Raw genomic sequence first — 26462 nt, forward strand, 5'->3', positions numbered from 1 at the left:
CGCTGGCGCGCCTCGCAATGACGACCCCTCCCTCGTCATTGCGAGCGCAGCGAAGCAACCCAGCCCTTCGCTTTGGGTAGGTGACGAACGGCTACGCCACCTTCCGCACCAGCGCCGCCCCGGCCAGGCTGTTCGGCCCCGCCGCCAGCAGCTCGACCTCGACCAGGTCGCCGATCGCGGCGTCGGTCTCCAGATGGACCGACTGCAGCCAGGGCGACTTGCCGAGCATCTGGCCCGGCTTCCGGCCGGTCCGCTCGATCAGCACCTCGCAGCGCCGCCCGACGCTGGCCTGGTTGAAGGCGAACTGCTGGGCGTTGAGCAGGGCCTGCAGCCGCTGGAGCCGCTCGTCCATCACCGCCGGCGGGACCTGGCCTGCCATCTCCGCTGCCGGCGTCCCGGGGCGCGGCGAATATTTGAAGGAGAAGGCCTGGGCATAGTTCACTGCCTCGACGATCCCGAGCGTCTCCTCGAACTCGGCCTCCGTCTCGCCGGGGAAGCCGACGATGAAGTCGCCGGAAATGGCGATGTCGGGCCGCGCCGCGCGGACCCGTTCGAGGATCCGGAGATAGCTCTCCGCCGAGTGGCTGCGGTTCATCGCCTTCAGCACCCGGTCGCTGCCGGACTGCACGGGAAGGTGCAGATAGGGCATCAGCTTTCCGACCTCGGCATGGGCGCGGATCAGGCCCTCGGTCATGTCGTTGGGATGGCTGGTCGTGTAGCGGATGCGCGCCAGCCCCTCGATCCGGTCGAGCGCCCGGATCAGGTCGTCCAGCCCCTTGCCGTCCTCACCCCAGGCGTTGACGTTCTGGCCGAGCAGGGTGATCTCCTTCGCCCCCGCGTCGACCAGCGCCCTGGCCTCGTCGACGATCGCCGCGAAGGGGCGGCTGATCTCGGCGCCGCGCGTATAGGGCACCACGCAATAGGTGCAGAATTTGTCGCAGCCCTCCTGCACGGTGAGGAAGGCGCCCGGCCCCTGCCGCCGCCGCGCCGGCAAGGCCGCGAACTTGGACAAGGCCGGCATGTCCGTGTCGAGCGCCTTGCGCCCGGCTGCCGCCTCGCGGACCAAAGCCGGCAGATTGTGATAGGCCTGCGGCCCGACCACGATGTCGACGGCCTTGGCCCGCCGCGGGATCTCCGCGCCCTCGGCCTGCGCCACGCAGCCCGCCACGGCGATCATCGGCGCCGGTCCGTGCTCGCGCTTCACCAGCCGGCCGATGTCCGAATAGACCTTCTCCGCCGCCTTCTCGCGGATGTGGCAGGTGTTGAGCACGACGAGGTCGGCGGCGTCCGCGTCGGCCACCGCTTCAAGCCCCTCGGCCTCGAGCAGCTCCGCCATGCGGTCGCCGTCATAGACGTTCATCTGGCAGCCGAACGACTTGACGTGAAAGCTTCTTGGACTCGGTTTCATCGGCCGCGCCTATACGGCGCCGGCCGCCGCAACGGAAGCGGCCGGGGCGGGCGCGGCATCCTCGATCGCCCGGTAGCTGTCCGGCAGGCCGGCGATCACCGCCGCCCGGGCCATGGCGGCAAGCTTCTTGCGGTCGCCGGCCTGCGCCGGATCGATCGGCTCGAGGAAGCGGATGGTGACGTCGAGCCTGCCCGGCCGCTCCAGGAAGCGGGTGACGCTCAGATTATAGTCCTCGTCCCCGATCCAGGCGGCGTCGTCGACATGGGCGAAATCGAGGACCACCGGCTGCACCATCACTCCCGGCAAAGGCGGGTAGAGCGATGCGAAGAGGCTCGGCCGGAAGGGCAGGATCAGGCGGCCGCTGGTGGTCCCTTCCGGGAACAGGCAGACGGCACGGCCCTCGGCGAGCCGGCTGCGCAGGTCGCTCGCCTGGCCATGGACGGCGCTGCGCATGTTGCGGTCGATATAGACGCTGTCGTTGAGCGTCGACGCCCACATCACGACGCCCTCGAGCTCCGCCTTGGTGACGAACACCGCCGGCACGGCGCCGCCGACCGCCAGGATGTCGAGCCAGCTCACATGGTTCGGCGTGTAGAGCACGTTGCTGGTCAGCGGCGTGCCCTCGACCCGCACCCTGAGCCCGAAGCGCCGGCCGGCAAAGCCCAGGAAACGCTGCGGCCAGGGCGAGCGCGCGCCGAACAGCTTCCACAGATAATGGAGCGGCACATAGACCGCAAAGCTCGCCAGGATCGCCGAGAGGCGCCCGAATTTCCTCAGCTTGCGGCGCATCTAATTGTCGCGCGAGACCGAGACGCCGTAGAGCTCCATCCGGTGATCGACCAGGCGGAAGCCGAGCCGGGCGGCGATCCGTTTCTGCAGCTCCTCAAGCTCCTCGTCGACGAACTCGATGACATTGCCGGTCTCGACGTCGATCAGATGGTCGTGATGGGTCTCGGCCGCCGCCTCGTAGCGCGCCCGGCCGTCGCCGAAATCGTGGCGCTCGAGGATGCCCGCCTCCTCGAACAGGCGTACGGTCCGGTAGACGGTGGCTATGGAGATGCCGGGGTCGACGGCGGCGGCGCGGGCATGCAGCGCCTCGACGTCGGGATGGTCCTCGGACTCGCCGAGCACCCGCGCGATGACCCGGCGCTGCTCGGTGATGCGGAGGCCCTTTTCGGCGCAGAGCGCCTCGATGTCGATGCTGCGGCTCATCGCGGTCCTTTAGAGCAGAATCGGGGCCGGAGCAAAGGGAGGCCCGTGCGAAAAGCACCGTTCCCGCTTGTGCGGAGACGGCGCTTTCACGGTGCCTCGGCGCAGCCCTTATTTCTTGGCGGCGGTGCGCTTGCGCTTGGTGCCCAGGCCGATCTTCTTGGCCAGGGTCCGGCGCTGCTCGGCATAATTGGGGGCGACCATCGGATAGTCGGCGGAGAGGCCCCACTTCTGCCGGTACTGGTCCGGCGTCATGTTATAGTGGGTCATAAGATGCCGCTTCAGCATCTTCAGCTTCTTGCCGTCCTCGAGGCAGACCACATAGTCCGGCTTGATCGAGGAACGGATGGAAACGGCGGGTTCCGGCTTCGCGGCCGGTTCTTCCTTGCGCTCGCCGAGGCCGGAAAGCGCGCTGTGCACGTTGGCGATCAGCAACGGGAGGTCAGAGACTGCCACGCTGTTGTTGCTGACATGGGCCGACACAATGTCGGCTGTCAGGGTCACCAGCGTTTCCCCGTAATTGTCCTGGTTTTCCATTTTGTCGATTTCCAACTTCGCTTGAGATCAGAGGACGTGGCGGCCGTTGGCCCGGCCGTCACAGAGGGAGGATTGGTCCGTTTTGGCATGTTTGACAAGGCCGAAACGAGGATGGCTTTTCCTGGATTAGCGAAGTTTCCCGGTGCTCTTCGCCAGGGTCAGCGCGTCATATCTGTCCCCCGACTGTCCGCAATAATAATCGCGGCGTCGGCCGACCAGTTCGAAGCCCGCGCCCTCGTAAAGGCTAAGGGCATGATTTCCTTCGCGGACCTCGAGATGAAGTCGCGTCGCGCCGCGGGCCGTGGCCTCGTCTTCGAAATGCTCGAGCAGAATTCGCCCGATGCCCCGGCGCTGTCCCGCGGCTTTGACTGCGAGCAAAAGCAATTCGGCCTCGTCCGCGACGAGCCGTGCCAGCGCGAAGCCCAGCACCGCCTCGTCCTCGCGCGCCAGCATCAGCCAGACCCCCGGCAGGGGCAGCAGGCCCGCGCACTGGCCCATCGTCCAGGCCTCGCCGAAGCGCGCGTCGAAGCTGTCGTCCATCACCGCCATGACGTCGCGCAGGTCCGCGTGGCCGCCGCTCCTCAGGACGATCGGCCCCCCGCTCATCTCATCGGCCTCGCATCGGGGCCACGGCCGTATATCGGTCGGGCGGGCAGGCTGCGCAGCGCGGGCGGGAGCGACCAGGCGTCGGCGGCGCGGGGCAGGACGTCACGCCACTCGCCATGGCCTCGGGCCTCGACCAGCGCCCGCGCGCCCGAGCCGAGCACGAGCGGCATGGCGGTCGCGGCGGCCGCCGCTTCGGGCGGCAGCGAGCGGAGCTCGCCGAGGGGCGCGATCGGGTCACCGCCATGTTCTTGCACGAATAGCTCGCCATGTCCCGCCACCAGCGCCACCGCGGCTTCGGGCGCGCCGCTGGCGGCGGCGATCAGCGCCATGGAGGAATAGCCGGTGACCTTTATCCCCCAGCCGATGCCGAGGCCGCGCGCCGCGGCGAGGCCGACGCGTACGCCGGTGAAGCTGCCCGGCCCGCAATCGACCAGGATCGCGCCCGGCCGCCGTCCGGCCAGCACCGCCTCGATCATCGGCAGCAGCCGCTCGGCATGGCCGCGGCCGACGACCTCATGGGCGGAATCAATCGCGGCCCCGTCGGCCCCGAGCAGGGCCACGGAGCAGGCGGCGGTCGCGCTGTCGATCACCAGCAGCATGAGCCCACCTTATCGCGGCGCGGCAGGGGGGAAAGGGTCAGACGGCTTCGACCGCCACGACCTCGGGCACATAATGTTTCAGCAGGCCCTCGATCCCGTTCTTCAGGGTCATGGTCGAGGAGGGGCAGCCTTGGCAGGCGCCGTGCAGCGCCAGATAGACGATGCCCTCGCGGAAGCCGCGATAGACGATGTCGCCGCCGTCCTGCGCCACGGCGGGGCGGACGCGGGTGTCGATCAGCTCGCGGATCTGGGCGACGATCTCGGCGTCGGCGGGATCGTCGTCGATCTCCTGTTCCGGCGGGACGCTGATGCCCGCGGCGGTGCCGGCGCGGAACAAGGGCGCGCCGCTCGCGAAATGGTCGAGCAGCACCTCGAGCACCTGCGGCTTCAGCGACCGCCATTCGCTGCCCGGTGCGGCAGTGACCGAGATGAAGTCGCGGCCGAAGAACACGCCGTCCACCTCGCCCGTCGAGAAGATCGCCTCGGCGAGCGGCGAGGCCTCGGCCTCCTCCGGCGTCGCGAAATCGCGCGTGCCCGCGTCCATCACCTTCTGTCCCGGGAGGAACTTGAGGGTCGAGGGATTGGGCGTGGTTTCGGTCTGGATCAGCATGGCGCGGATGTGGGCCATGGGACGCCGCGGATCAAGGTGCGTCCGAATCCCGTCGCCCCGGGCGATTTCCATGCTATTCTCGAAAGGGACCGGGGGATGAGGGCATGAAGCTGGGATTGCTGTTGGCAGGTCTGCTCCTGTCCGCCCAACCGGCGGCGCCGGCGGGCCCCGCTTCGCCTTTGCCAGTCACCGGCGCGCTCAGGATGGAGGTTACGATCGGCACGGGCGCCGACGGCCGCATGTCCTGCACGATGGCCGCCAATGGCGACAGCCAGGAGTCCGATCTGCTCTGCGCCATGGTGATGGATGACCAGGCGGCGCAGTCGTTCGGCGGACTGCCGCCCGACGTCTCGGTCACCCTGGACATCGTCATGGCGCTGGACGGCGAAGCGATCCCGCCTCGCTCGGCCCTCGACCGGGGCGCCCTCGTCTACGAGAGCAGCGCCCGGATTGGCGTCGACCAGGCGGGCCGGATCGGCAATTGCGACATGCTGGGCGGCCATTTCCGCGGCCAGCTCGCCGGGCTGCAGGGCGCGGTGGATCCCTTTCCGCTCTGCGACGTGCCCGGACTGTCGGGCCAGGTGATCTTTCCGGCGGCGCAGGGTGCCCCCGCGCCGCGGAGCGGGGTGATGCGCCGGGAGCTCTACATGCGGCACGGCGTCACCCGGCAGACGGCCTGAGCCGGGATCAGAAATCCGGCTTGTCGTAATGGGCGGGCGGCATGATCACTTCCATCCGCTCGCCGAGCAGGGGGCGAAAGCTGGGGCGGGACTTCATCACCGCATACCAGTCCACCGTCTGCTTGTGGCCGCGCCAGTCGATCCCGCCCAGATAGTCGGCGACGGAGAGCTGGGCGGCGGCGGCGAGATCGGCGAGGGTCAGCACCGGCCCGGCCAGCCAGCGGCGATGGTCGAGCAGATAGTCCAGATAGTCGAGATGGCTGTCGATCGCGGTCATCGCGCGGCGGAGCGCCTGCGCGTCGGGCGGCTCGCGGGTGATCAGGCGCTTGAGCATGCGCTCGTGCATCAGCGGCGCCACCGCGTCCTGGTAGAGCTTGATGTCGAACCAGGAGACGAGGCGGCGGATCTCGGCGCGGTTGGGCGCGGTGCCCGGGATCATCGGCGCCCGGTCGACCGTCTCCTCGAAATATTCCGCGATCGCGGTGGAATCGATCAGCACGATGCCCTTCGATGCCTCGACGAGCACCGGCGTCTGCTTGGCCGGGGTCAGATCGGCGAAATCGTCATCGTCGAGCCAGGGCGAGACCCGCACCAGTTCGACGGCGATCCCCTTCTCGGCCATGGTCAGGCGGACCTTGCGGGAGAAGGGACAGAGCGGGAATTGATAGAGCTGCCACATCCCCCGAATCCTTAGCGGAGACGGGGGCCCAGTCTACCCTTCTTGGCCCCTACCAGGGCGCGCCGTCGTCATCCTCGTCGTCGGGCGGCAGCGGCAGCTCGTCGTCGGACGGCGGCGGGGGCGGTGGCCCGTCCTCATAGACCCCGGGCGGCGGCCCGTAGGCGGCGGGCGGCAGCGGCCGCTGGGCCTCGACCATGGCGCCGGCGATCGCGGCCTCCATCTCGCGCAGCGAGCGGCGGATCGAGGGCGCGGCCGTGGCCATGGCGTCGAGCGTCGCGGCGGCGCGCGCCGTGCCCCGGTAGAGCGAGGCGCGCAGCTTGCGGTCGAAATCCGGATCGTCGCGCCGGCCGAGCTCGCGCAAGGTCATGCGGCGGCCGCGCGGGCTGTAGGGATGGAGCGCGTCGAGCAGCGGCCCGATGTCGAGATCGAGCGCGGCGTCGGTCGAGCGGTCCAGCATCGGCGCGGCCTGGCGCACGGCCTCGGCGCCGCCGCGCAGGGCCTGCTCCTCGCGCGGCTGCGCGGTCAGTGGCAATGCGACGAGCGCGGCACCGCCGAGAGCGGCGAGAGGGATCAGGAACTTACGCATGAATCTCTCCTCCCGGAAACGGGATCTGACGAGTCGGTCGCCCTATGCGCCAGTCCCGATGAAAGCAGCCTGAACGCCTTAATATATCACTCTGTTTCCGTTTCTGCATCCGCAGCCGTCGCCGCCAGCGGGTCGGGCGGCAGATGCGCGCTCGCCGCCCGCACCCGCTCCTCGATCGTCGCCATGGCCTGCACGAATTGCGGCCCCAGCGTGGTCATGAGCCGTTCGAAGGCGGGGTCCTGCATGATGTTTACGGCCGCGCTGGCGAACCGTCGCCCGCCGGGCGTGGAATAATAAGCGACGGCGCCATTCAACTCCTCGAGGGTCAGATTGGCCGCATAGAATTCGGCCATGGTCCGGTAGACGTCGGGCATGGCGCCGCGCATGACCTCGACCAGCACCTCCTGCGTGACCCGGTTGCGGATTTCCACCCGCTCGCGGAAATGCGGGTCCCGTGTCGCCACGAGCTCGGCGATCGTCCGGCCCCGATCCTCGGCGCCGAGCCCCATCATCTCGCCTACGCCGAGCTGATCCGGCGTCATGTCCATGGCGACCTCCATCGCGCCGAACGGCATGCCGAGCATGCGCTGCATGACCTCGGGCGGCGCCACCAGCGCCACCAGCCGTTCGGCCGCGGCGAGCCGCGCAGGGTCGATCGCCCGCGCGGGGGCCGGCGGCGCGGCCGCTGGTGCGGGCGCCGGCGGGGCCGGCTGCGCGGCGAGGGCGTCAGGCGCGAGGCCCAGAAGCAAGCATGCCAAGGGGAGCCGCATTGGGATTTCCTTCCGCAGGTTTCTCATATCACACCAGCCTTCGGACCGTCCTGCAAGCAGCCCGTTCAGCGCGGCGCCGCGCGCGGGATGTTGCGGCTGCGGCGGCGGAACTCGGCGCGCGCGTCCGCCATCGCTCCGGGCATGGTCCGCTCCAGCATCCGCTCCAGCTCGCGCCGCCGGCGCTGAATGCGGTCGTCGTCCTGGCGGAGCATGGCGACCGCGGCGAGCAGCCGGCCGCCCTCCTCGCCGCGCAGGAACTGGGCGAAGCGCGCCATCTCGGCGGGCTGCAGCATGTCCGCGAGCAGCCAGGCGGTGATCCGCTCGCGCCGCGCCCGTTCCTCCTGGCGGAAGGCCGGGGCGAATTGCGCGGCCGCCGCCGCCGCCGCCGCCCGGCAGGCCGCGACGAAGGCGTTGCAGGCCCCCTGCTCGGCGAGCAGCAGATTCTCGATGCGGGACTGGATCCGCGATGTATCGGCATCGTCGTAGAGCGACGGATCCCGCTGCATCAGCACCCGGGCGAGCTCGAGCGCCGCGGGATCGAGCGGTGGCTGGGCGGCTGCCGGCGCGGCCGGCAGGCCGGCAAGCAGCACGGCGGCGAAATGTCTCCTCATCCTGTCCTCCCCACAGACGATTCCCTCCGTCAGCGCATGGCCAGCCAGACCAGGGCCGCGCCGCCGACGACAATCCGATACCAGGCGAAAGGCGCGAAGCCCCGCCGCGAGACGATGCGGATGAACCATTTGATGACGAACACCGCGACGATGAACGAGACGAGGAAGCCGAGCGCGATCCCGCCCAGGCTGGCCGCGCCCAGCGCCTCGTGATGCTTGGCAAGCTGCAGGGTGGTGGCGCCGAGCATCGTGGGCACGGCGAGGAAGAAGCTGAACTCGGCGGCCGTGCGCCGCTCGATGCCGAGCGAGAGGCCGCCGAGGATGGTGGCGCCCGAGCGGCTGACGCCCGGGATCATCGACAGGCACTGGATCGCGCCGACGCCGATCGCCTTGCCGAGGCTGATGTCGGCGACGCCCTTCTCCTTGCCCTGCGGCGCCAGCTTCTCGATCACCAGCATCGCCACGCCGCCGCCGATCAGGGCCCAGGCGACGATCGTCGCGCTGCCCAGCATGGCCTCGATCCGGTCGATCAGGAGGAAGCCGAGCACGGCCGAAGGCAGGAAGGCGACGAGCACGTTGCGCACGAAGCGCCAGCTTTCCGGCTTCATCTGGAAGAGGCCGACCAGCACGGCCCAGAAGGTCCGCCAGTAGAGCACGATCACCGCGAGGATCGCGCCGAGCTGGATGACGACGTTGAACACCGCCCATTGCGCCGCGTCATAGCCGAGCAGCTCCGAGGCGAGGATGAGATGGCCGGTCGAGGAAACCGGAATGAACTCGGTGACGCCTTCAACGATGCCGAGAATGAGGATGGTGAGCAGGATGGGCATGGCTGCTTTCGTAGCGGGCGGGGAAGGCGTGTCCAGCGGGTTAAGTGGAACCAAATGGAGGATATGCAGGGGAGGGGGGTCGGGGCATCGTGCTCCGGCGAAGGCCGGAGCGTTGCGAGACCCGTCTTGCCGCGGGCCGGCGCTCCGGCCTTCGCCGGAGCACGGTGGATCAGGTCGAGTCATCCGGCGAGGGCGGCCCCTCCCGCCCGTTGTCCGGATAGCGGTCGAACGGCCGGTCGGGCAGGCGGTTCTCCTCGGCGGCGGAGCGCGAGCGGTAGTAAAAGTCGCGCAGGGCCTCGTCGCCCTCGGGAGCGCGGCTGGCAGGAGGATATGGTTCCTCCTCCAGCGGACGCCGGGATTCGATGAAGGCCATGGCATTGCCCTCCGCCTCGATGATGTCGAGCAGCTCCTCGAACTCCTCGGAGATGGCCAGGGTCAGGCGCTCGCCCTCGGTATAGGCCTCCGCCTTCCGGTCCGCCCGGGTGAGCATGCCCATTGCGAGACGATTGTCGTGGCGGTGACGCGTGCCGACGAGGCGGCCGTCCTCGCCCCGGATCACCTCGGTCTGGCCCTTGAGCGACCGGTCCATCAGATGATCGGCGAAGCGGCGGCGCCGGCGATGGGCCGCGGCGTCCCAGGCGATGGCGAAGGCGCGCCCGGCGGCGCGATTGGCGAAACTGTAGATGGCGGAGACGCTGATCTGCGCTTTCGCAGCGGCTTCCTCCACCGTCAGGCCTTCGGCGTAACTCTCCAGGAAGACGGCCTGCTTGACGCCCGACAGGCCGTCGATGCGGGCCCGGCGCACGCGCGGGCCGGGCGCACCGTCGTCCGGCGGGCCGCCGACGATCGTGACATTGCTCGCGGCGGCCATCTGCAGGCCGCTGGAGACGCCGCGCCAATAGGCCTCGGTCTCCGCGTCGGTCGGGAAGACGGGATGCTCGGGCAGGCCCGGCGCGGGCGCGGGGACCGGAAGCATCGGCTTTTCGGAATCGTGCTTCACCCGCCAGCTTAGGACAGATGAAATCCTACATTGCAAGATCAGGGAGGCTGTCCGCTTTCCACCCATAGCAGACACCGCCGCCCCATCTGAGGCGGCGGTGTCCATGGGTCCGGGCCTTCGCCGGGATGACTCAGATATGCGATCCGGTCGCCTACCAGGTGTAGACCACGCCGTAATAATCGTAGACCCGCCGGTCATAGTCGCGGTCGAACACGGGCTCCTCGTCGGCGCGGTATTTCGGGCCTTCCTTCAGCTTCTCGCGGTCGAGGTCGACGACATAGCCGCCCTTGTCGGTGTCGTAGGTAAGCTTGCTCCACGGGATCGGATAATGGTCGTCCCCGATGCCGAGGAAGCCGCCGAAGGACATGACCGCATATTCGGCCTGGCCGCTTCGCTTATCGACCATGAAATTCTCGATCCGGCCGAGCTTCTCGCCCTGGCGGTCGTAGACCGCGGTGCCTTCGACGCGGTTGGAGGCGATCAGGCGGTTGGGGCTCTGGGTGGCGGTTTCGTCCGCGCGGGTGATACCAGGGTTGGTGAGGGTGTCGTCGGCCATCTTTTCCTCCGGAGAAACAAGGGAATGGGTGCCGACAGAACGCGCGACGGGCAGCCCTGTTCTGGCCGATACTCCCCTGGCGCGGCGGAGCGTTGCGAAAGCGCGGGCGGTGCGATTTCGTCCTATTATTGACACGATTGTCAGTTTACCTTGGGGCGATGACCGAATCCGCCCGTGCGCCCCACATCCACAGCCTCGCCGTCGAGCCCGGCGACATCGACTTCATGGGCCATGTCAACAACAGCGTGTATCTGAAATGGGTGCAGGAGGCGGTGATCGCCTATTGGCGGCGGGTGGCGCCGGCCGAGGCCGTGGCCCAGCATCTCTGGGTCGCGATCAAGCATGAGATCACCTACCGCCGGCCGGCCTTTCTCGAGGACAATGTCGTCGCCCAGGTGGTGGCCGAGGGCATGCACGGGGCGCGGGCCTTCTTCCACACCCTGATCAAGCGCGGCGAGGACGTGCTGGCCGAGGTGAAATCCAGCTGGTGCTGCCTCGACGCCGCGACGCAGCGGCCGGCGCGGCTGGCGCGGGACGTGATCGGGATGTTCGTGGGGGAGCGCCGCGCCGATTGACAGCCGGAGGCTGCCGGGGGAGGGAAGCGAACCCCCTGGAGGCTCTCATGAAATACGCGCTGCTGCTCGCCTGCCCCCTGCTCCTGGCCGCCGCCCAGCCTGCGCCCCCGGCCAGACCGGCGCCGACGCGGCCCGCGCCCGCCGCCGGCACGGCCGGCCGCGACGCGCAATGCGCGATCGTGCTGGGCACCGGCCTCGCCATCCTGCAGCGCAACACGGCCAGCCCGCCGCCGGCCGAGACCATGGCGCGGATGCGCGAGGCGACGAGCTTCTATCTCGGCCGGCTCGCGGTCCGCTATCCGGCCGGTAGGATCGGCCCGGCGCTGACCGCGGCGCGCGCGACGCTGCCGCCACGCGGCCCCGCCTGGCAGCCGATCACCTCCCAGTGCGGGCTCGAATTCTCGACGCTGACCCGGGCGATCACCGCCGAGGTGACGCCGGTGCTCAACCAATAGGGCTCAGGCCTTGGCGAAGCGCCCGTGGCGGCGGAAGGGGACGAGCCAGGCCGGCGCGACCGCGGCCAGCGGCGCCGGGTGCAGGCCGAACGCCTCGAAGCCGGGACCCGAGGCGACATTGTCCCGCTGCATCATCAGCCACTGATCCCAGGTGAGCGGCGCGCCGGGCGCCCAGCTGGTGAGGCGGGCAATGGCCTTGCCGACTGGATCGGGCAGCTCCGCAATGGCGCGGCGATGGAGTGTGGTCTCGCAGATCCAGCGGTTGAGCTCCGCCATGGTCAGGACGTTGGGCCCGCCCAGCTCGTAGGTCTGGCCGGCATGATTCTTCGGATCGAGCGCGGCCAGCGCGATCGCCTTGCCGAGATCGGCGGCATGGACCGGCTGCAGCTTCCAGCTCGGCCGGATCACCGGGAGGATCGGCAGCAGCCGCGCCATGCGGGCGAAGCGGTTGATGAAATCGTCCTCCTGGCCGAAGGCGATGCTCGGGCGGATGATCGTCGCGCCCGGGAAGGCGGCCCGGACCGCCTGCTCGCCCTCGCCCTTGGTGCGGCCGTAATTGCTCTCCGCTTCCGGGTCGGCGCCGATCGCGGAGATGTGGACGAGCGCAGGGACGCCCGCCGCGGCGGCGGCCCCGGCGACGTTGCGGGCGCCGTCGACGTGGATCTTCTGGAACGGCCCCTTTAGGATGCCGACCAGGTTGACGACCGCGTCGGAGCCCTGGACCGCGGCGGCGACCGCGGCCCTGTCCGTGATGTCGGCGCGGACGAACTGCACCTGGCCGAGCCCGCCGAGCGGCTTCAGATACCAGGCGCGGCGCGGATCGCGCTCGGCAGCGCGGATGCGCACCCCGGTCTTGAGCAGCGACTGGGCGACGTAGCGGCCGAGAAAGCCGCCGGCGCCGAACACGGTGACGAGGATGTCGGTCTTGGGAGGCATGGCCGCGCCTTTGCCCCCATGGCGCCGCGTTGACAAGGGGCGCGTTGACAAGGATTGGGGCGGGCCGCAAAGCCCGCGCCCATGATCTCCTCCAACGGCACCAATGGCAATGGCGGCGGCTCCGCCACGACGGTCCGCGACCCCGACACGGACCGGGCGCGGCTGCGGGCGGTGCATGGCGCGCTGACATCCGGCGACATCATCGCCGCCGGCAAGCTTGCCGAGGACGCGCTCGCCGACGGCATCGACCACCCGATGGTGCTGAACCTCGTCGCCGGGCGGCGCGAGGAGCAGGGGCGGCTGGACGAGGCCTTGGTCCTGCTGCAGCGCGCGCTGGCGGCGGCGCCGGAGGCGATCGGGGTGATGAACGCGATCGGGCTGGTGCTCAGCCGGCAAAGCCGGTTCGAGGCGGCGGCGGCTTCGTTCGGCGACGCGCTGGCGAGGGAGCCGCGGTTCGCGCCGGCGCTGGCGAACCGGGGGATGGCGCTGCTGGCGCTGGGCCGGGAGGCGGAGGCGCTGGCGGATTTCGAGGGCGCGGCGGCGGTCGACCCGGACAATCTGATCGCTCTGGACGGGCTGGCGGCGCTGGCGCTGCGGCGCGGCGCGGCCGCGGAGGCGCGGGAGCTGGCGGCGCGGGTGCTGGCGCGCGAGCCGGGCTGGCCGGGCGCGGTGCTGACGCTTGCCGGCGCGGACCTCGCCGAAGGGAAGCCGGAGGCGGCGGAGGCCGCGCTCGCGGCCCTGCTCGGCGACGCGCGGCTGGCGCCGGTCGACCGGGCGCTTGCGATCGGCCTGCGCGGCGACGCGCTCGACGCGCTCGGGCGGCATGCGGAGGCCTTCGCCGCCTGGGGCGGGGCCAACAAGCTGGAGGAAGCGCGCTATCGCGGGGATTATGCAGCGCGGCCGGGGACGCTCGCCCTGGTGCGGAGCCTCACCGTGGCTTTGGGCGGGCAACGGGTGGCCGCGGCCTGGGGCCATGGCGGGCGCAGCCCGGCGAAGCGCCACGTCTTCCTCATCGGCTTTCCCGGCTCCGGCGCGGCGGAGCTTGAAGCGGCGCTGGCGGCGCAGCCGGACGTCCTCATGCTGCCCGGCGCGGAGGCCCTGGTCGACGCGACGCGGGAGTGGCTTGCGGATGCGGACCGGATCGCCCGCTTCTGCGCGCTCGATGACGAGGCGCTCGAGCCCCTGCGCGAGGCCTATTGGCGCCGGGTCGCGGAGCGCGGGGTCGATCCCGTGGGCAAGGTCTTCGTCGACAGCAATGCCTTCAACATCTTCAAGCTGCCCCTGATCGCCCGCCTGTTCCCCGATGCGCGGGTGATCCTGGCCCGGCGCGACCCGCGCGACGCCGTTCTCGCGGCCTTTCGCGCGCGTCTGCCCATGTCCGATCCGGCCTGGCAGCTGCTCAGCCTGGAGGGCACCGCCGCGCTCTATGCGGCGACTATGGCGCTGGTCGAGGCCAGCGAGGCGGCGTTCGGCCTGTTCCTCCATGTGGCCGGGCGCGAGCAGGTGCTGGCCGATCCGGGGGGCGAGATGAAGGCGCTCGCCGATTTTATCGGCCTGCCGCGCGGGGGCGCGCTATCGGCTCCGGCCAGCTGGACCGGCGAGGTGGGCCGCTGGCAGGACCATGAAGACGCGCTCGCCCCGGTCCTGCCGCTGCTGGCGCCCTGATCAGCGCAATTGCGGGTCCGGCGGCGTGACGTCCTCTGCCGCGGCGTCGATCACGAAATGGGTCATCGACAGGCTGGCGCCGCCCAGCCTGAGCGCGGTGCCGAGGGTCGCGCCATAGGCCGCGAGGCCGGCGAGGAAGGCGAGCATCGGCATCCCGGCGAGGGCGAGCGCGACGGCGAGGCCCGCGGCGCCGGCCAGCAAGGGCGCGCCGGCGTAACCGAGCGGGACGTGGATGGCGAAGGACCGGGCGAGGAACAGGCGGCGCGCGGCATTGGCGGCGACATAGGCGGCCAGCGCGGCCGCGGCGGCGCCCTCCACGCCGAAGCGGGGGATCAGGATCAGGCCGGCGGCGACGTTCACCGCGGCGCCGATCGCGGTGAGCCAGAGGATCAGCGCCGGCCGGCGGTAGAGCAGGATGAGGTCGGAGACGCCATAGGCGCCCTGGATCGCCTCGGCCGCGGCGAGCAGCAGCATGGCGAGATAGCCGGCGGCGAATTCCGGGCCGATCCAGCGCAGCAGGGGCTCGCCGATCGCGACCAGCCCGATCAGCATGGGCAGCTGGATGGCGAGGATCAGGCGGGTCGCCGAGGCGGTCGCCTGGCCGGTCCGGGCCGGGCCCGCGAGGCTGAGCGTGCGCGAGACGATCGGCGTGAGCAGGCCGTCGAAGCTCTGCCGCACTTGCCTTATCGGGGTGCGGACCTGGCGGGCCATACCGTAAATGCCGGCCGGGCTCTCGCCCAGGAAGAGGCCGACGAGGTAGAGATCGAGCCGGCCGGCGAGCGCATTGGTGAAATCGCTGAGCGTCGGCAGCGCGGTTTCCCTGGCGACGAACAGCAGGCGCGCGGGGGAGAGACGCCAGGTGCGGAGGCTGAACGGGCCGAGGCACAAGCGGGCACTGACCAGGGCATAGCCAAGCGCGCCGAGCGTGCCCGCCCAATAGCCGACGATCAGGCCGGTCGCCTGGAAGCCGAGCGCCCAGGCCAAAGCGGCCACCGCCACGCCGGCATAAGGCTCGATGATCGAGCGCGCCCAGACCTGGTGGCGCATCTTGTGCGTCCAGCGCGTCGCGGCGAGCAGCAGATCGAGCAGGGCCTGGCCCCAGATCATCGGCGCGAGCAGCAGCAAGGCCGTCGCCGTCTTGTCCGCCAGCGGGTCGTCCGCGATCAGGATCGCGCCGAGCATCACCGGGGCGATGCAGACGAGGCTGGCCAGCGTCACCAGCGCGATGGCGTCGAGCAGGACGTGCGGCGGGCTGCGGCCGTCCCGTTCCTCGTCGAGCAACTTGAACAATTGCCGCTTCATGCCGGCGCCGCCGAGCGTGACGGCGAGCTCGACCACGGCGACGGCGATGGTGAAGGCGCCGAACAGGGCGACGCCGAACAGCCGGCCGGCCATCAGCACGAAGAGCAGGCGGGCGCCGAGCCGGATCAGGAAGCCGAGAGCGGCCGAGCCGCCACCCTTCAGAATCAGACGCTGGGCCGCGGCTTCGGTCACTTTGCGCTTGTATCCGGATGGGCGGCGTCCGACCAAGAACTATGTCCGTCCAGCAGGCAGAGGGCGAGCGGCCGGTCGTCGCCGTGTTCCGCACCGCCTTGTTCAACGCGACCGAGCGCTTCATCCAGGAGCAGGCCGCGTCGCTGACGCGCTGGCGGCCCATTCTCGTCGGGCTGGAGCGCAAGGGCGAGATTTTGCCCGAGCTGCGCGAGGGGATGATCCTGCCGGCCAATGTGGCGGAGCGGCTGGCCTTTGCGGCGACGGGCCGGGGCGGCGCGGTCGAGGCGAAATTGCGCAAGGCCCGGCCGCAGCTGCTCCACGCCCATTTCGGCACGGACGGGCTGAAGATGCTGGCCCTGGCCCGGGCGCTGAAGCTGCCTTTGATCACCCATTTGCGCGGCTATGACGTGACCCTGACCCGCGCCGCCCTGATCGCCTCGGGGCGGCCGACCTGGAGCCGCTACGCGCTGCAGCGCGGGCGGCTGATGCAAAGCGGCACCCTGTTCCTCGCCGTCTCCGACGCGCTCCGGAAGCAGGCGATCGCCCTGGGCTATCCCGCCGCGCGGACCCGGACCCATTATAACGGCGTCGATCTCGACCGCTTCCAGCCGGGCAAGAGGCCGCGCGAGCCGGGCACGGTCCTGCATGTCGGCCGGCTGGTCGAGAAGAAGGGGACGGCGGACCTGATCGCCGCGCTGGCGGGCCTGACGGGCGTCAGGCTGGTTGTGATCGGCGAGGGGCCGCTGCGCGCGCAGCTGCAGCGCCAGGCGGGCGCGCTCGGCGTGAAGGCGCAGTTCCTCGGCCCGCAGCCGGTCGACGAGGTGGCGACCTGGATGCGCCGCGCGACCCTGCTCGCCGCGCCGAGCGTGCGGGCGCGCGACGGCGATGCGGAGGGGCTCCCCAACGTCGTCGTCGAGGGCGCGGCCTGCGGCATCCCGGTGGTCGCGACCCGCCATTCGGGCATTCCCGAGGCGGTCGAGGACGGCGAGACCGGCTATATGGTGAAGGAAGGCGACCGCGCCGCTCTGGCCGCGCGGATCGGCGCGTTGCTCGACGGCGCGGACCTGCGGCGGGAAATGGGCTTCGCCGCCCGCGCGCTCGCGGTCGAGCGGTTCGACCGGGCGCGGCAGGCGGAGCGGCTCGAGGCGATCTACGACGAGGTCGCGGGGATCGAGCGCGAGAGCTGAATCAACACTTTGTCACGCCGGACTTGATCCAGCATCCACCTTCTTACCTCCGTTGGGGACTAATATATTTGACTCAGTAGCCCGCAAACAGCCCATAGCCAATCCAGCGCGCTGTCGTTCATCGAAGCAAAAAGGCGGATAGTCTTCAACGTCGCCAATTTATCGAAAGATTGGGATCATCTGCCGAACGAACAAAGGGCCGCAGCGTAATCTCTATATTCTTTGGGAGCCGAACAATTCGGCAAATCAAGAGATGGGAGAGAACGATGCGTAGATTTACGATTGCTTGCGCTTGCCTAGCTCTGACGTCCGGAAGCGCGCTTGCTGCGTCGTCCTATAACGCGGTTTGCGATGGTGGTCTTCGACCTCATATCGTGGGCCAGAATTATGCCAGCTACGAGGCCGCCGAGCGGGCTTGCGCGCAACACTTGCGCGCGACCGGTCATCGCGGCCCGTGCGCACCTGTGTAGGCAAAAAGAGGGGCCGCAAGTAGCGGCCCCTCCAGTAGTTGATTAGATGCCCGGAAGGGCGGCGATACTTGGGCCGCTAGATTAGCGGCGGCGGTAGTGGGTCAGTCCCCAAGCTCCACCCACACCGGCGCGTGGTCGCTGGCCTTCTCCCGGCCGCGGGTGTCGCGGTCCACGCCCGCGCTCACAAGCCGCTTCGCCGCCACCTTGTTCAGCAGCAGATGATCGATGCGGATGCCGGCATTGCGGGCGAAGCTGTTCCGCCAATAGTCCCAGAAGGTGAAGATCGTCTCGTCCGGGTGGAGGTGGCGGAGGGCGTCGGTCCAGCCCTGCTTCAGCAGCTTCCTGTACTGGGCGCGCGGCTCCGGCTGGAACAATGCGTCGTCCTGCCAGCGCTCGGGCTTGTAGACGTCCCGGTCGGTGGGGATGATGTTGTAGTCGCCGGCCAGCACGATCGGGCAGTCGAGCTTCACCAGGCTCTTCGCCCGCGCCATGAAGCGCTCCATCCAGCCCAGCTTGTAGGCGAATTTCGGGCCGCCGACCGGATTGCCGTTGGGGAGATAGAGGCAGCCGACCAGAACGCCGCTCACCGCCGCCTCGATATAGCGGCTGTGCGTGTCCTCGGGATCGCCCGGCAGGCCGCGATGCGTCTCCACCGGCTTGCAGCCTCTCGCGAGGATGGCGACGCCGTTCCAGCTCTTCTGCCCGTGCCAGATCGCGCCATAGCCGGCCTTCTCGAGCGCGGCCTCGGGGAAGCGCTCGTCGGGCGCCTTCAGCTCCTGCAGGCAGGCGACGTCGGGCTGCGCCTCCTCGAGCCAGGCCAGCACATTGGGCAGCCGGCCGTTAATCCCGTTCACGTTGAAGGTGGCGATCTTCATGCGCCTCAAATGCACGAACCGCGGGGAAGAGCCGCCGCCGCGTGACGACAGTCACGTTACGAGCTGGCGCAAGTCCAGTATAGTCGAGTCGCGGCCGGGGAGAGATCGGATGGGGGACGCTGCCGGGAATCATTCGGAGAATGTGGCTATTCAGCCGACGCTGAAAGTCCTCGCCGACGAATATTCGCTATTCTGGCCCGGCGAGACCCCGCCGGCGACCGAGACGGATTATTTCCGGAAAGTCGCGCTGCACGGCCAGGCGGCCCTGTGCCTCTCCGGCGGCGGCATCCGCAGCGCCTCCTTCGCGCTCGGCATCATGCAGGGCCTGAGCCGGCGCGGCGTGCTCGGCGAATTCCACTATGTCTCCAGCGTGTCTGGCGGCGGCTATATCAATGCCTGGCTGCAGCGCTGGATCTATACGGCGCGGCAGGCGCGGATGGCCGGGATCGCCGGCATGCTGGCCCGGCAGGCGTCCGCGCCCGCCGCGCAGGAGACCGCGGCCGACCTTCCGCCCGTCGCGGCCGTCGTCGGGCAGCTCGGCGAGGAGGTGGAGCCGGACGAGATCCGCAAGCTCAGGAAGAACAGCAACTTCATCACCCCGCGGATCGGCATCGCCTCGAACGACACCTGGACCGCGATCGCCATGTCGCTGCGCAACGTGCTGACCAACTGGTTCGTCTTCGGGCCGCTGCTGCTGCTCGTCGCGCTCGTCCCGAACCTCTTCTACCATTCGCTCGAGACGATGGCGCCGCGCGTGGGCTTTGCGCCCTTCCTGCTGGTCTGGACGCCGCTGATCGTCGCGGGCCTGGCCGCCGGGACGGCCGCCTGGAACACGATCCGCGCGCTGCCCAGCTATCGCCGCGAGATCCCGTTCGACGAGCGGCGGAACGACAATTGGCATTCCGCCTGGATCGTGGTGCCGTTCACGATCTGGGCGGTCGCCGGGACCTTCTCGGTCGCGCCGGACCTGATCGGCGAGAAGGCGGCCGTGATCGGCCCGCTCGCGGGAATCTGGCCCGAGGAGTGGCCCGCGCCCGTCGGCCTCCCTTTGGCCCTCGCCACGCTGGCGGGCGTCGTCGCGGGCTTCGGCCTGGCCGGCCTGACGCGCCCGCCCGAGGGCCGCCGCGCGGTCCTGCGGGACCTGGTCGTCGCCGTCATCGCCTGCGCCGCCATGGGGGCGATGCTGCTGCTCGGCCCGTGGCTGTTCGAACGGGCTACCGCGACCGGGGATGCGGCGAAATGGCAGGGCGTCGTCCTCGCCCTTGCCGGCCCGCTCTGGCTGCTCACCGTGCAGCTCGTCGCGACGGTTGTGTTCGTGGCGCTGCGCAGCCCCGGCGACGGCGTCGCCCGGCCCGACGACGACCGGGAATGGCTGGCGCGGCTGTCGGCGATCAAGCTCAAGCTGATGCTGCTCTGGGCGCTGGCCGCGACCGCCGCTTTGCTGCTCAACCTGCTGCTCGAGCGCTATCTGGCCAGCTACGACATGAGCCTGGCCGGGCTGCTGACGATCGTCACCGGGATGATTTCGCTGATCGGCGGCAAGAGCGGCGAGAGCGACAGCGGGGCCGGCGGCGGCGCGGTCGCGGCGGTCCGCCGGCGCCTGTCGGCGGAGACGACGATCACGGTGGCGACCATCCTCTTCGCGATGCTGCTCCTGCTGCTGCTGGCGCGCGTGGAGATCTGGGCGATCCAGCCGATTGCGGAGGGGATCAAGCCCTGGCTCTCCGAGTGGATGGATGCGCGGGTGATGGCGCACTGGGTGCTGGCCGGCGCGCTTCTGGTCTTCCTCCGGTTGATGATCTGGCGGATCGACATCAACCGCTTCTCGCTGAACGGCCTCTACCGGAACCGGCTCGCCCGCGCCTTCCTCGGCGCGGTGCGGATCGACCGGCATCCCGATCCCTTCACCGGCTTCGACGCGCAGGACAATGTCCGGCTGCACCGGCTCAAGGAGCGGGACGAGGGCGAGGCGCTCCGGCTCTATCCGGTGATCAACGTCGCGCTCAACGTGACCGCGACCGAGAATCTCGCCTGGCAGGAGCGCAAGGCCGAGCCCTTCGTCTTCACCCCGCTTTATTCCGGGAGCATCTTCCTCGACGCCGATGCGCGCCGGCCGCACGAGGACAGGCGCGGCGCCTTCGTCGCCTCGGCGGATTATGGCGGGCGCGAAAGCGATCTCGCCATGCCGGGGACGGGCGTCAGCCTCGCTACCGCAATGTCCATCTCGGGCGCGGCGGCGAGCCCCAATATGGGCTATCACAGCTCGGCCGCGACCGCCTTCCTGATGACCCTGTTCAACGTCCGCCTCGGCGCCTGGATGAGCAATCCCGCGGTCGCGAACGCGCCCGACAGCCGGGTGCAGGACGCGGCCCCCGCCAATGCCCTGCTCGCTTTGCTCAGCGAGCTGGCCGGCACCACCCATGACCGCGGGCGGGACATCTATCTGTCCGACGGCGGCCATTTCGAGAATCTGGGGCTGTACGAGATGCTGCGCCGGGGCTGCCCCTATATCGTCGTCAGCGATGCGGGCTGCGACCCCGAATGCAAGTTCGCCGATCTCGGCAATGCGGTGCGCAAGGCGAAGATCGACCTCAATGTCGACATCCATTTCGCGCCGATGAAGATCCGCCGGCGCGGCGACGATCTCGAAAACGGGCAGCTGGCCTGGGCGATCGGCGACGTCACCTATCCGCGCCAGCCCGACGAGCCGGACGACACGCCCCGGCGCACCGGCAAGATCCTCTATCTGAAGCCCAGCTATTTCAACGAGGACGAGCTGCCGCGCGACATCGTCGCCTATGCGCGGATGAACGCCACCTTCCCGCACGAGACCACGGCGGACCAGTTCTTCTCGGAATCGCAGTTCGAAAGCTACCGCAAGCTCGGCTTCGAGCTGGCCTCGGCGCTGGGGGGCGGGCGGCGCTTCACCTCTCTCAAGGCGCTGTTCGAGGCGCTCGAAGGCACGGACCCGCCGGCGCCCGTGCGGCGCCGGCGCGGCAAGGCAGAGGCCGTCTAGCGCTGGCTCAGGACGAACTGGTTGCCGTCCGGGTCCCTGAAGATCGCGAAGCTGCCCCAATGCTGCTTCGTCGGCGGGGTGACGAACTCGACGCCGCGCGCACTGAGCTGGCGGTGGGTCGCCTCGACATCGTCGCAGGCGAGCGCGCCGTTGAAGAAGGAGCCGATCCGCTCCGCCTGCCCCTCGGGCGTGAACAGGACGAAGCGGGTCGGGCTGTTGCCGACGGCGAGCTCGATCCAGCGCTGACTGTCGTCGAAGGGCTGGTCCGACATCAGGGTGAAGCCGACCTTCTCCGTCCAGAAGGCAAGCGCGCGGTCCTGGTCGCTGGTCGGGATGGAGACGAACTTGACGTGGGTGATCATGCGGCCCTCCTGCTGATGCGCCGCTGTGTCCCGCGACGAGGCGGCGGGACAAGGGGTTCGATAAACACTATAGTGACAGTCATGTCAGGGCCGGTGCCGCTCGATTCCTATGTCAGCGATGTGCTGATGCGCGACCTGGTCGGACACGACCGCGCGCCTTCCGCCTTCCTCGTCTATCTCTGGCTGTGGCGGATGAGCCGCGGCGAGGGACGGGAGCGGATCGGCGCCAGCCTGCAGACGATCGCCACGCAGACCGGCCTCTCCAAATCCGCGGTGCAGGGCGCGGTGCGGCACCTCAAGCGGCGGCGACTGATCGAGGCGAGCCGCGCGGGGCCGACGAGCGCGCCGGTCTATGAGGTGAAGACGCCGTGGCGGCGGGACTGATCTCCCGGGATCCTCGAGAGTCCCAAACCCGTCCAATTTCGCAGGAACGATCATCGGGATAGCGGCGGCCCGGGCGCATGCCGTCCGTCGACATGCGGGGCAGGCTGGTCGAAACATCCGGGATTCAGCCCGCGCTTCGGGTCAGGAGCCGATGATGAGGATAAACCGCCGCGAATTCGCCGCGCTCGCCGCCTCGCTCGGCGCAAGCCTCGCCCTCGGACCCGGCCGCGCGCAGGCCGCCCCACGCTGGCGCGAGCGCCGCGATCTCTATCCGCAGGGCGTCGCCTCGGGGGATCCCGACGCGAACAGCGTCATCCTCTGGACGCGGCGCGCGCCCGAGGCAGGGGCGCAGGCCCACCGCCTGACCGTCGAGGTGGCCGAGGACGAGCGCTTCCGCCGGATCGCCGCGCGCGGCACCGCGCAGGTCGACGCGGCGACCGACTGGACCTGCCGGATCCTCGCCGCCGGGCTGCGGCCGGGCCGGATCTACTGGTACCGCTTCGTCGACGAGGCCGGCAATGGCAGCCGGGTCGGGCGGACGGTGACCGCACCCGCGGCGGACGACGGCCGGCCGTTCCGCTTCGCCTTCGTCAGCTGCCAGGACGTGGCGCAGGGCGCGTGCAACGCCTGGCGCCGGATGATCTGGGAGGACGAAAGGGCGGCGCCGGAGGACCGTTTGTCCTTCGTCCTCCATCTCGGCGACTTCCTCTACGAGCTGGTCTGGTATCCGGACGAGATCGAGGGCGGGATCAAGCGCGGCCGGCGGCTGCGCGACCTGATCCGCTATCCGCGGGGCGAGCGGATCGCCGATTTCCATGTGCCGGTCGACCTCGCCGACTACCGGACCGCCTATCGCGCCTATCTGACCGACCCGGATCTGCAGGACGCGCGCGCCCGCTGGCCGTTCGTGCCCGTCTGGGACAATCACGAATTCTCCTGGACGGCCTGGCAGAGCCAGCAGGTGTTCAACGGCCAGGTCCGCCCGGCCCAGAGCAAGAAGGTCGCGGCCAACCAGGCCTGGTTCGAATATCAGCCGGCCCGGGTGCGGCAGGCGCGGGGGGTGGTGTTCGACCGCTTCGCGCCGCCGGCGGTGCAGGATGCGGCGGTCGAGCGGTTCGACGATCTCGGCCTCGGGCTCGAGCCCAACAATCTCGCCGCGGTGCGGAGCCTGGCGATCAACCGGACGCTTGGCTGGGGGCGCAATGCCGACCTGATCCTGACCGACAACCGGAGCTTCATGGGGAAGCCGGCGGACTATCCCTTTCCGGCGCCGGGCGTGCCGCTGGTGATTCCGGAGGAGGTCTCGGACATTCTGGAGGATGGCCGCGACCGTCCCGGCGGCGCGCCGGCGACGGTGCGTTATGGCGGCCAGGACCTGCCCAATCCCCAGCGCGACAAGCCGCGGCAATCCTATCTCGGCAGCGAGCAGAAGGCCTGGCTGAAGGCGCAGTTGCGCGGTTCGCGCAAGGCCTGGAAAATCTGGGGCCATAGCCTTGGCACCATGCGCCTCCGGTTCGACGTGCAGAACCTGCCCGAGGCGCTGCGCGCGCGCTGGGCGGGAGCCGGCTACGGCTTGATGCAGGGCGGAAACAATCTCGACCATGGCGAGATCGCCGACCTGCTGAAGGACGAGGGCATTACCGGCCTCGCCATCGTGGGCGGCGACAAGCACAGCTTCTGGGCGGGTCGTTTCTCAAAGAACCTGCCGCCGCATGCGTTCGAGCCGGTCGGGGTCGAGTTCATCACCGGCGCGATCTCGGCGCAGTCCCTGGGCGAAGTCATGGCGCTGACCCTGCCGCGCGACCGGCCGCATCGCCCCCTGATCATCCACGACCGGCCGGACGGGACGATGGTTTCGGCGATCGACATGACGATCAGGCACGGCGTGCGGGCGTCGCTGAAGCTGCACGAAACGGGCGACCCCGCCGCCGCGCGGGCGCTCTCCAACCCGGAGGTGTCGCCGCACATCGATTTCGGGGATTTCAACGGCAACGGCTATTCCGTCGTGCGGGTGAGCGCCGACGCGCTGGAGACCGAGTTCGTCTGCGTGCCCTGGCCGCTGGAGCGGGCGACCACGCCCGATGGCGGGCCTTTGACCTACCGGGTCACGCATAGTGTGCCCTTGTGGCGCGCGGGCGAGGCGCCGCGGCTCAGCCAGCGCGTGCTGGAGGGGACGCCACCCTTGTCGACCGGACCGACGACCTGATTTTCCTTCCCATCCGCACGATGGGGAGGAAGGCTAGCTCTCGTCGTCCGAGCCGCCCTCGTCCTCGTCGCGCCACCTTGTCTCGACCTCGCCGTTCAGCTTCACCGTCACCGGCATGCCGTGGCGGTCGACGGCCTTGCCAGCCTGGACCCTGATCCAGCCCTCGGAGGCGCAATATTCCTCGACATCCTCGCGCTCGCGACCCTTGAAGCGGATGCCGACGCCGCGGCGCAGCGCGTCCATGTCGAAATGCGGGCTGCGCGGATTGTTGGAGAGGCGGTCGGGGGGCGGCGTGTCGGCCATCAGCGTGTCGTCCTTTGCGATGCGATCCAGTCGTTGACGAGCGATTCCAGCACGTCGAGCGGCACCGAGCCATTCTCGAGCACCACGGCATGGAAGTCCCGTATGTCGAAGCGGTTCCCGAGCGCGGCGCGGGCGCGGTCGCGCAGCTCGAGGATCTTGAGCTGGCCGACCATGTAGCTGGTCGCCTGGCCCGGATTGTTGAAATAGCGCTCCACCTCCTTGGTCGCGTCGCGGCGGGAGAGCAGGCCGTTCTCCATGAAATAGTCGATCGCCCGCTCGCGGGTCCAGCGATAGCGGTGGATGCCGGTGTCGACGACGAGGCGGATCGCCCGCCAGAGCTGCGTCGAATACATGCCGAACTCGCTCATCGGGTCGTGATAGAGGCCCATCTCCCTCGCCAGGCCCTCGGCATAGAGGCCCCAGCCCTCGGTATAGGCGCCATAACCGCCGAAACGCCGGAACTTGGGCACGTTGGGCAGCTCCTGGGCGAGCGCGATCTGGAAATGGTGGCCGGGCGCGCCCTCATGATGGGCGATGGCGGCGACCTGCGGCTTCAGCACCTGGTTCATGTCGGCGAGGTTCACGTAAAAGATGCCGGGCCGGGAGCCGTCGGGCGAGGGGCGGTTGTAGAAGGCGACCGCCGCCGTCTCCTGGCGGAAGGCCTCGACCGCGCGGACCTCCAGCGGGGCCCGGGGCAACCGGCGGAACCAGCGCGGCGCCTTTTCCATCGTCTCGGCGATCGCGCGGCGGGCATCGGCGAGATAGGCGTCCCGGCCCGCCTGATCGTTCGGATATTTATACTCGGCGCTGCTGTTGATGTGCGCGAAGAACCGGGTGAGCGTGCCGGTGAAGCCGACCTGGCGCTTGATCCGCTCCATCTCCCGATGGTTGCGCGCAACCTCGCGAAGGCCGACCTGGTGGATCTGGTCGGCGGTCATGTTGGTGGTGGTCGAGACGCGCAGGCGATGCGCGTAATAAGCGGCACCGTTCGGCAGGCTCCAGGCGCCGTTATTGCCGCGGGCGCGCGGCTCGATCGCGGCCAGGGTGGCGAGCATCGAATCATAGCCGCGGCGGAACGGGCCGGTCAGCGCCGCGCGGGCGGCAGCGATCAGCCGGTCCTTCTCGGCCTGCGGGACCTGGAGGCGGCCGACCTTGGCCTTGAAGTCGGCGAAGAGCGGCGCGTCCGGGCCGTCGGTGAAGGGCGCGCCGGTCAGCACGCGGCGGCCGTCCTCGCGCACCGGCGCGAAGTTGAAGGCGGGCGGGACGATGCCGAGCCGGGTCTGGCGGCGCATGTTCGCGCCGATCTCGCGCATCACCCGCTCGACCTCGCGAAGGCGCGAGACATAGGCCTCGGCGTCGCTGACGCTCTCGATCCGGTGATTGTTGATCAGGAAGACGGGGATGTTCCCCATCGGGCTGCCATTGTTGGTCGCCGGGAAGCCGTAATCGCGCCAGCGCCAGTTCTCGCGGTCGTCCAGCACCTCCTTCTCGAACAGGCGGAAGGAGAGGCGGCCGGCCGGGCTGAGCCGGGCCGGGTTGAAGCGCCGCCGCATCTCGGCGAGCTGCCGCTCCTCGAGCGCGAGCTGCCGCTGGCGCCAGGCCATCGTGTAGTCGTTCAGCCGGTCGTAGAGCTGGCGGCTGCCCAATTGGGTGAGCGTCTGCGGGTTGGTCGCATTCTGCTCGTCGAAGGCAGCGTCGAGGAAGGCGGTGAGCCGGGCGTCCTCGGACGGGGCGGCGGCGGGCGCGGGCGCGGCGGGCCGCTGCTGCGCGAGCGCGAGGCCGGCGGTCGCGGCGAGCAGGGCGGCGGCAAGCGGGAGATGGAGCTTCACGGTGGCGGATCCCCTGTTGGAGAC

The 26462-nt window shown here is 69.8% G+C and carries 28 protein-coding genes; 8 read left to right on the forward strand and 20 right to left on the reverse strand.

All coding sequences use genetic code 11. The features are described from left to right. Positions 1 to 91: 91 nt before the first annotated feature. From miaB to VEC11_RS01050, 7 genes are all read right to left on the reverse strand, one after another. A complete protein-coding gene (gene miaB, locus VEC11_RS01020; protein WP_464128329.1) occupies positions 92 to 1408 on the reverse strand; it encodes a tRNA (N6-isopentenyl adenosine(37)-C2)-methylthiotransferase MiaB in 1317 nt (438 codons plus the stop codon). Between the two features lie 9 nt (positions 1409 to 1417). Then, positions 1418 to 2197: a lysophospholipid acyltransferase family protein gene (locus VEC11_RS01025; protein ID WP_464128331.1), complete on the reverse strand. Its 780-nt coding sequence runs from the start codon at positions 2195 to 2197 to the stop codon at positions 1418 to 1420. Then, entirely contained in the window at positions 2198 to 2620 is a 423-nt protein-coding gene (locus VEC11_RS01030; protein WP_464128334.1) for a Fur family transcriptional regulator, read from the reverse strand. Between the two features lie 108 nt (positions 2621 to 2728). Further along, positions 2729 to 3154: a Ros/MucR family transcriptional regulator gene (locus VEC11_RS01035; RefSeq protein WP_464128593.1), complete on the reverse strand. Its 426-nt coding sequence runs from the start codon at positions 3152 to 3154 to the stop codon at positions 2729 to 2731. A 126-nt stretch (positions 3155 to 3280) separates the two neighbouring features. Then, positions 3281 to 3760, reverse strand: coding sequence for a ribosomal protein S18-alanine N-acetyltransferase (gene rimI, locus VEC11_RS01040; protein WP_464128336.1), 480 nt, complete (start codon positions 3758 to 3760; stop codon positions 3281 to 3283). Continuing rightward, positions 3757 to 4359, reverse strand: coding sequence for a tRNA (adenosine(37)-N6)-threonylcarbamoyltransferase complex dimerization subunit type 1 TsaB (tsaB, locus tag VEC11_RS01045; protein ID WP_464128339.1), 603 nt, complete (start codon positions 4357 to 4359; stop codon positions 3757 to 3759). Before tsaB ends, rimI begins: the two co-directional genes overlap by 4 nt. A 37-nt stretch (positions 4360 to 4396) precedes the next feature. Next, entirely contained in the window at positions 4397 to 4969 is a 573-nt protein-coding gene (locus VEC11_RS01050) for a NifU family protein (RefSeq protein ID WP_464128594.1), read from the reverse strand. A 104-nt stretch (positions 4970 to 5073) separates the two neighbouring features. On the opposite strand from VEC11_RS01050, the gene VEC11_RS01055 reads away from it, so the two are divergent. After that, positions 5074 to 5649 carry a hypothetical protein gene (locus VEC11_RS01055; protein ID WP_464128341.1) on the forward strand — a complete coding sequence of 192 codons (576 nt, stop codon included), beginning with the start codon at positions 5074 to 5076 and terminating at the stop codon, positions 5647 to 5649. Positions 5650 to 5656: 7 nt separating this feature from the next. Here VEC11_RS01055 and VEC11_RS01060 read toward each other — a convergent pair whose 3' ends face one another. The 7 genes from VEC11_RS01060 to VEC11_RS01090 all read right to left on the reverse strand — a co-directional run bounded on the left by VEC11_RS01060 (position 5657) and on the right by VEC11_RS01090 (position 10681). Beyond that, on the reverse strand, positions 5657 to 6328 hold the full coding sequence (locus tag VEC11_RS01060) for a glutathione S-transferase family protein (protein ID WP_464128343.1): 672 nt from the start codon (positions 6326 to 6328) through the stop codon (positions 5657 to 5659). A 49-nt stretch (positions 6329 to 6377) separates the two neighbouring features. Continuing rightward, positions 6378 to 6914, reverse strand: a complete 537-nt coding sequence (locus VEC11_RS01065) for a hypothetical protein (protein ID WP_464128344.1) — start codon at positions 6912 to 6914, stop codon at positions 6378 to 6380. A gap of 86 nt (positions 6915 to 7000) precedes the next feature. Further along, entirely contained in the window at positions 7001 to 7672 is a 672-nt protein-coding gene (locus VEC11_RS01070; protein WP_464128347.1) for a DUF2059 domain-containing protein, read from the reverse strand. Between the two features lie 77 nt (positions 7673 to 7749). Further along, positions 7750 to 8295: a hypothetical protein gene (locus VEC11_RS01075; RefSeq protein ID WP_464128349.1), complete on the reverse strand. Its 546-nt coding sequence runs from the start codon at positions 8293 to 8295 to the stop codon at positions 7750 to 7752. 29 nt (positions 8296 to 8324) lie between these two features. Next, positions 8325 to 9125 (reverse strand): undecaprenyl-diphosphate phosphatase, encoded by an 801-nt coding sequence (locus VEC11_RS01080; protein ID WP_464128352.1) that lies wholly within the window; start codon positions 9123 to 9125, stop codon positions 8325 to 8327. A 169-nt stretch (positions 9126 to 9294) separates the two neighbouring features. Next, positions 9295 to 10101: a hypothetical protein gene (locus VEC11_RS01085; protein WP_464128354.1), complete on the reverse strand. Its 807-nt coding sequence runs from the start codon at positions 10099 to 10101 to the stop codon at positions 9295 to 9297. A 175-nt stretch (positions 10102 to 10276) separates the two neighbouring features. Further along, positions 10277 to 10681: a PRC-barrel domain-containing protein gene (locus VEC11_RS01090; RefSeq protein ID WP_464128357.1), complete on the reverse strand. Its 405-nt coding sequence runs from the start codon at positions 10679 to 10681 to the stop codon at positions 10277 to 10279. 158 nt (positions 10682 to 10839) lie between these two features. Between VEC11_RS01090 and VEC11_RS01095 the strand changes: the two genes are divergently transcribed. Together VEC11_RS01095 and VEC11_RS01100 are read left to right on the forward strand one after the other, a co-directional pair. After that, positions 10840 to 11256, forward strand: a complete 417-nt coding sequence (locus VEC11_RS01095; protein ID WP_464128359.1) for an acyl-CoA thioesterase — start codon at positions 10840 to 10842, stop codon at positions 11254 to 11256. Between the two features lie 47 nt (positions 11257 to 11303). Next, on the forward strand, positions 11304 to 11711 hold the full coding sequence (locus VEC11_RS01100) for a hypothetical protein (protein ID WP_464128361.1): 408 nt from the start codon (positions 11304 to 11306) through the stop codon (positions 11709 to 11711). A 3-nt stretch (positions 11712 to 11714) separates the two neighbouring features. On the opposite strand, the gene VEC11_RS01105 is transcribed toward VEC11_RS01100, so the two are convergent. After that, positions 11715 to 12647, reverse strand: coding sequence for a complex I NDUFA9 subunit family protein (locus tag VEC11_RS01105; RefSeq protein ID WP_464128364.1), 933 nt, complete (start codon positions 12645 to 12647; stop codon positions 11715 to 11717). Positions 12648 to 12728: 81 nt separating this feature from the next. On the opposite strand from VEC11_RS01105, the gene VEC11_RS01110 reads away from it, so the two are divergent. Continuing rightward, a complete protein-coding gene (locus VEC11_RS01110) occupies positions 12729 to 14312 on the forward strand; it encodes a tetratricopeptide repeat-containing sulfotransferase family protein (protein WP_464128366.1) in 1584 nt (527 codons plus the stop codon). Here VEC11_RS01110 and VEC11_RS01115 read toward each other — a convergent pair whose 3' ends face one another. Then, a complete protein-coding gene (locus VEC11_RS01115) occupies positions 14313 to 15806 on the reverse strand; it encodes a lipopolysaccharide biosynthesis protein (protein ID WP_464128369.1) in 1494 nt (497 codons plus the stop codon). A 41-nt stretch (positions 15807 to 15847) separates the two neighbouring features. On the opposite strand from VEC11_RS01115, the gene VEC11_RS01120 reads away from it, so the two are divergent. Beyond that, entirely contained in the window at positions 15848 to 16993 is a 1146-nt protein-coding gene (locus tag VEC11_RS01120; protein ID WP_464128372.1) for a glycosyltransferase, read from the forward strand. 571 nt (positions 16994 to 17564) lie between these two features. Here VEC11_RS01120 and xth read toward each other — a convergent pair. Continuing rightward, positions 17565 to 18338: an exodeoxyribonuclease III gene (gene xth / locus VEC11_RS01125; protein ID WP_464128374.1), complete on the reverse strand. Its 774-nt coding sequence runs from the start codon at positions 18336 to 18338 to the stop codon at positions 17565 to 17567. A 142-nt stretch (positions 18339 to 18480) separates the two neighbouring features. On the opposite strand from xth, the gene VEC11_RS01130 reads away from it, so the two are divergent. Further along, on the forward strand, positions 18481 to 21354 hold the full coding sequence (locus tag VEC11_RS01130; RefSeq protein ID WP_464128377.1) for a hypothetical protein: 2874 nt from the start codon (positions 18481 to 18483) through the stop codon (positions 21352 to 21354). Here the strand turns inward: VEC11_RS01130 and VEC11_RS01135 are convergent. Beyond that, complete coding sequence (locus VEC11_RS01135; protein WP_464128380.1) at positions 21351 to 21716, reverse strand: VOC family protein; 366 nt, start codon at positions 21714 to 21716, stop codon at positions 21351 to 21353. The genes VEC11_RS01130 and VEC11_RS01135 overlap by 4 nt on opposite strands. Before the next feature lie 81 nt (positions 21717 to 21797). Between VEC11_RS01135 and VEC11_RS01140 the strand changes: the two genes are divergently transcribed. Then, complete coding sequence (locus VEC11_RS01140) at positions 21798 to 22100, forward strand: helix-turn-helix domain-containing protein (RefSeq protein WP_464128382.1); 303 nt, start codon at positions 21798 to 21800, stop codon at positions 22098 to 22100. A 154-nt stretch (positions 22101 to 22254) separates the two neighbouring features. Then, on the forward strand, positions 22255 to 24306 hold the full coding sequence (locus VEC11_RS01145; protein ID WP_464128384.1) for an alkaline phosphatase D family protein: 2052 nt from the start codon (positions 22255 to 22257) through the stop codon (positions 24304 to 24306). Positions 24307 to 24339: 33 nt separating this feature from the next. On the opposite strand, the gene VEC11_RS01150 is transcribed toward VEC11_RS01145, so the two are convergent. Together VEC11_RS01150 and VEC11_RS01155 are read right to left on the reverse strand one after the other, a co-directional pair. Further along, positions 24340 to 24609, reverse strand: a complete 270-nt coding sequence (locus VEC11_RS01150) for a DUF3297 family protein (RefSeq protein ID WP_464128386.1) — start codon at positions 24607 to 24609, stop codon at positions 24340 to 24342. Next, entirely contained in the window at positions 24609 to 26438 is a 1830-nt protein-coding gene (locus VEC11_RS01155) for a DUF885 domain-containing protein (RefSeq protein ID WP_464128388.1), read from the reverse strand. Before VEC11_RS01155 ends, VEC11_RS01150 begins: the two co-directional genes overlap by 1 nt. Between the last annotated feature and the right edge of the window lie 24 nt (positions 26439 to 26462).

The sequence above is a fragment of the Allosphingosinicella sp. genome, assembly GCF_035626655.1.
Lineage (GTDB): Bacteria > Pseudomonadota > Alphaproteobacteria > Sphingomonadales > Sphingomonadaceae > Allosphingosinicella.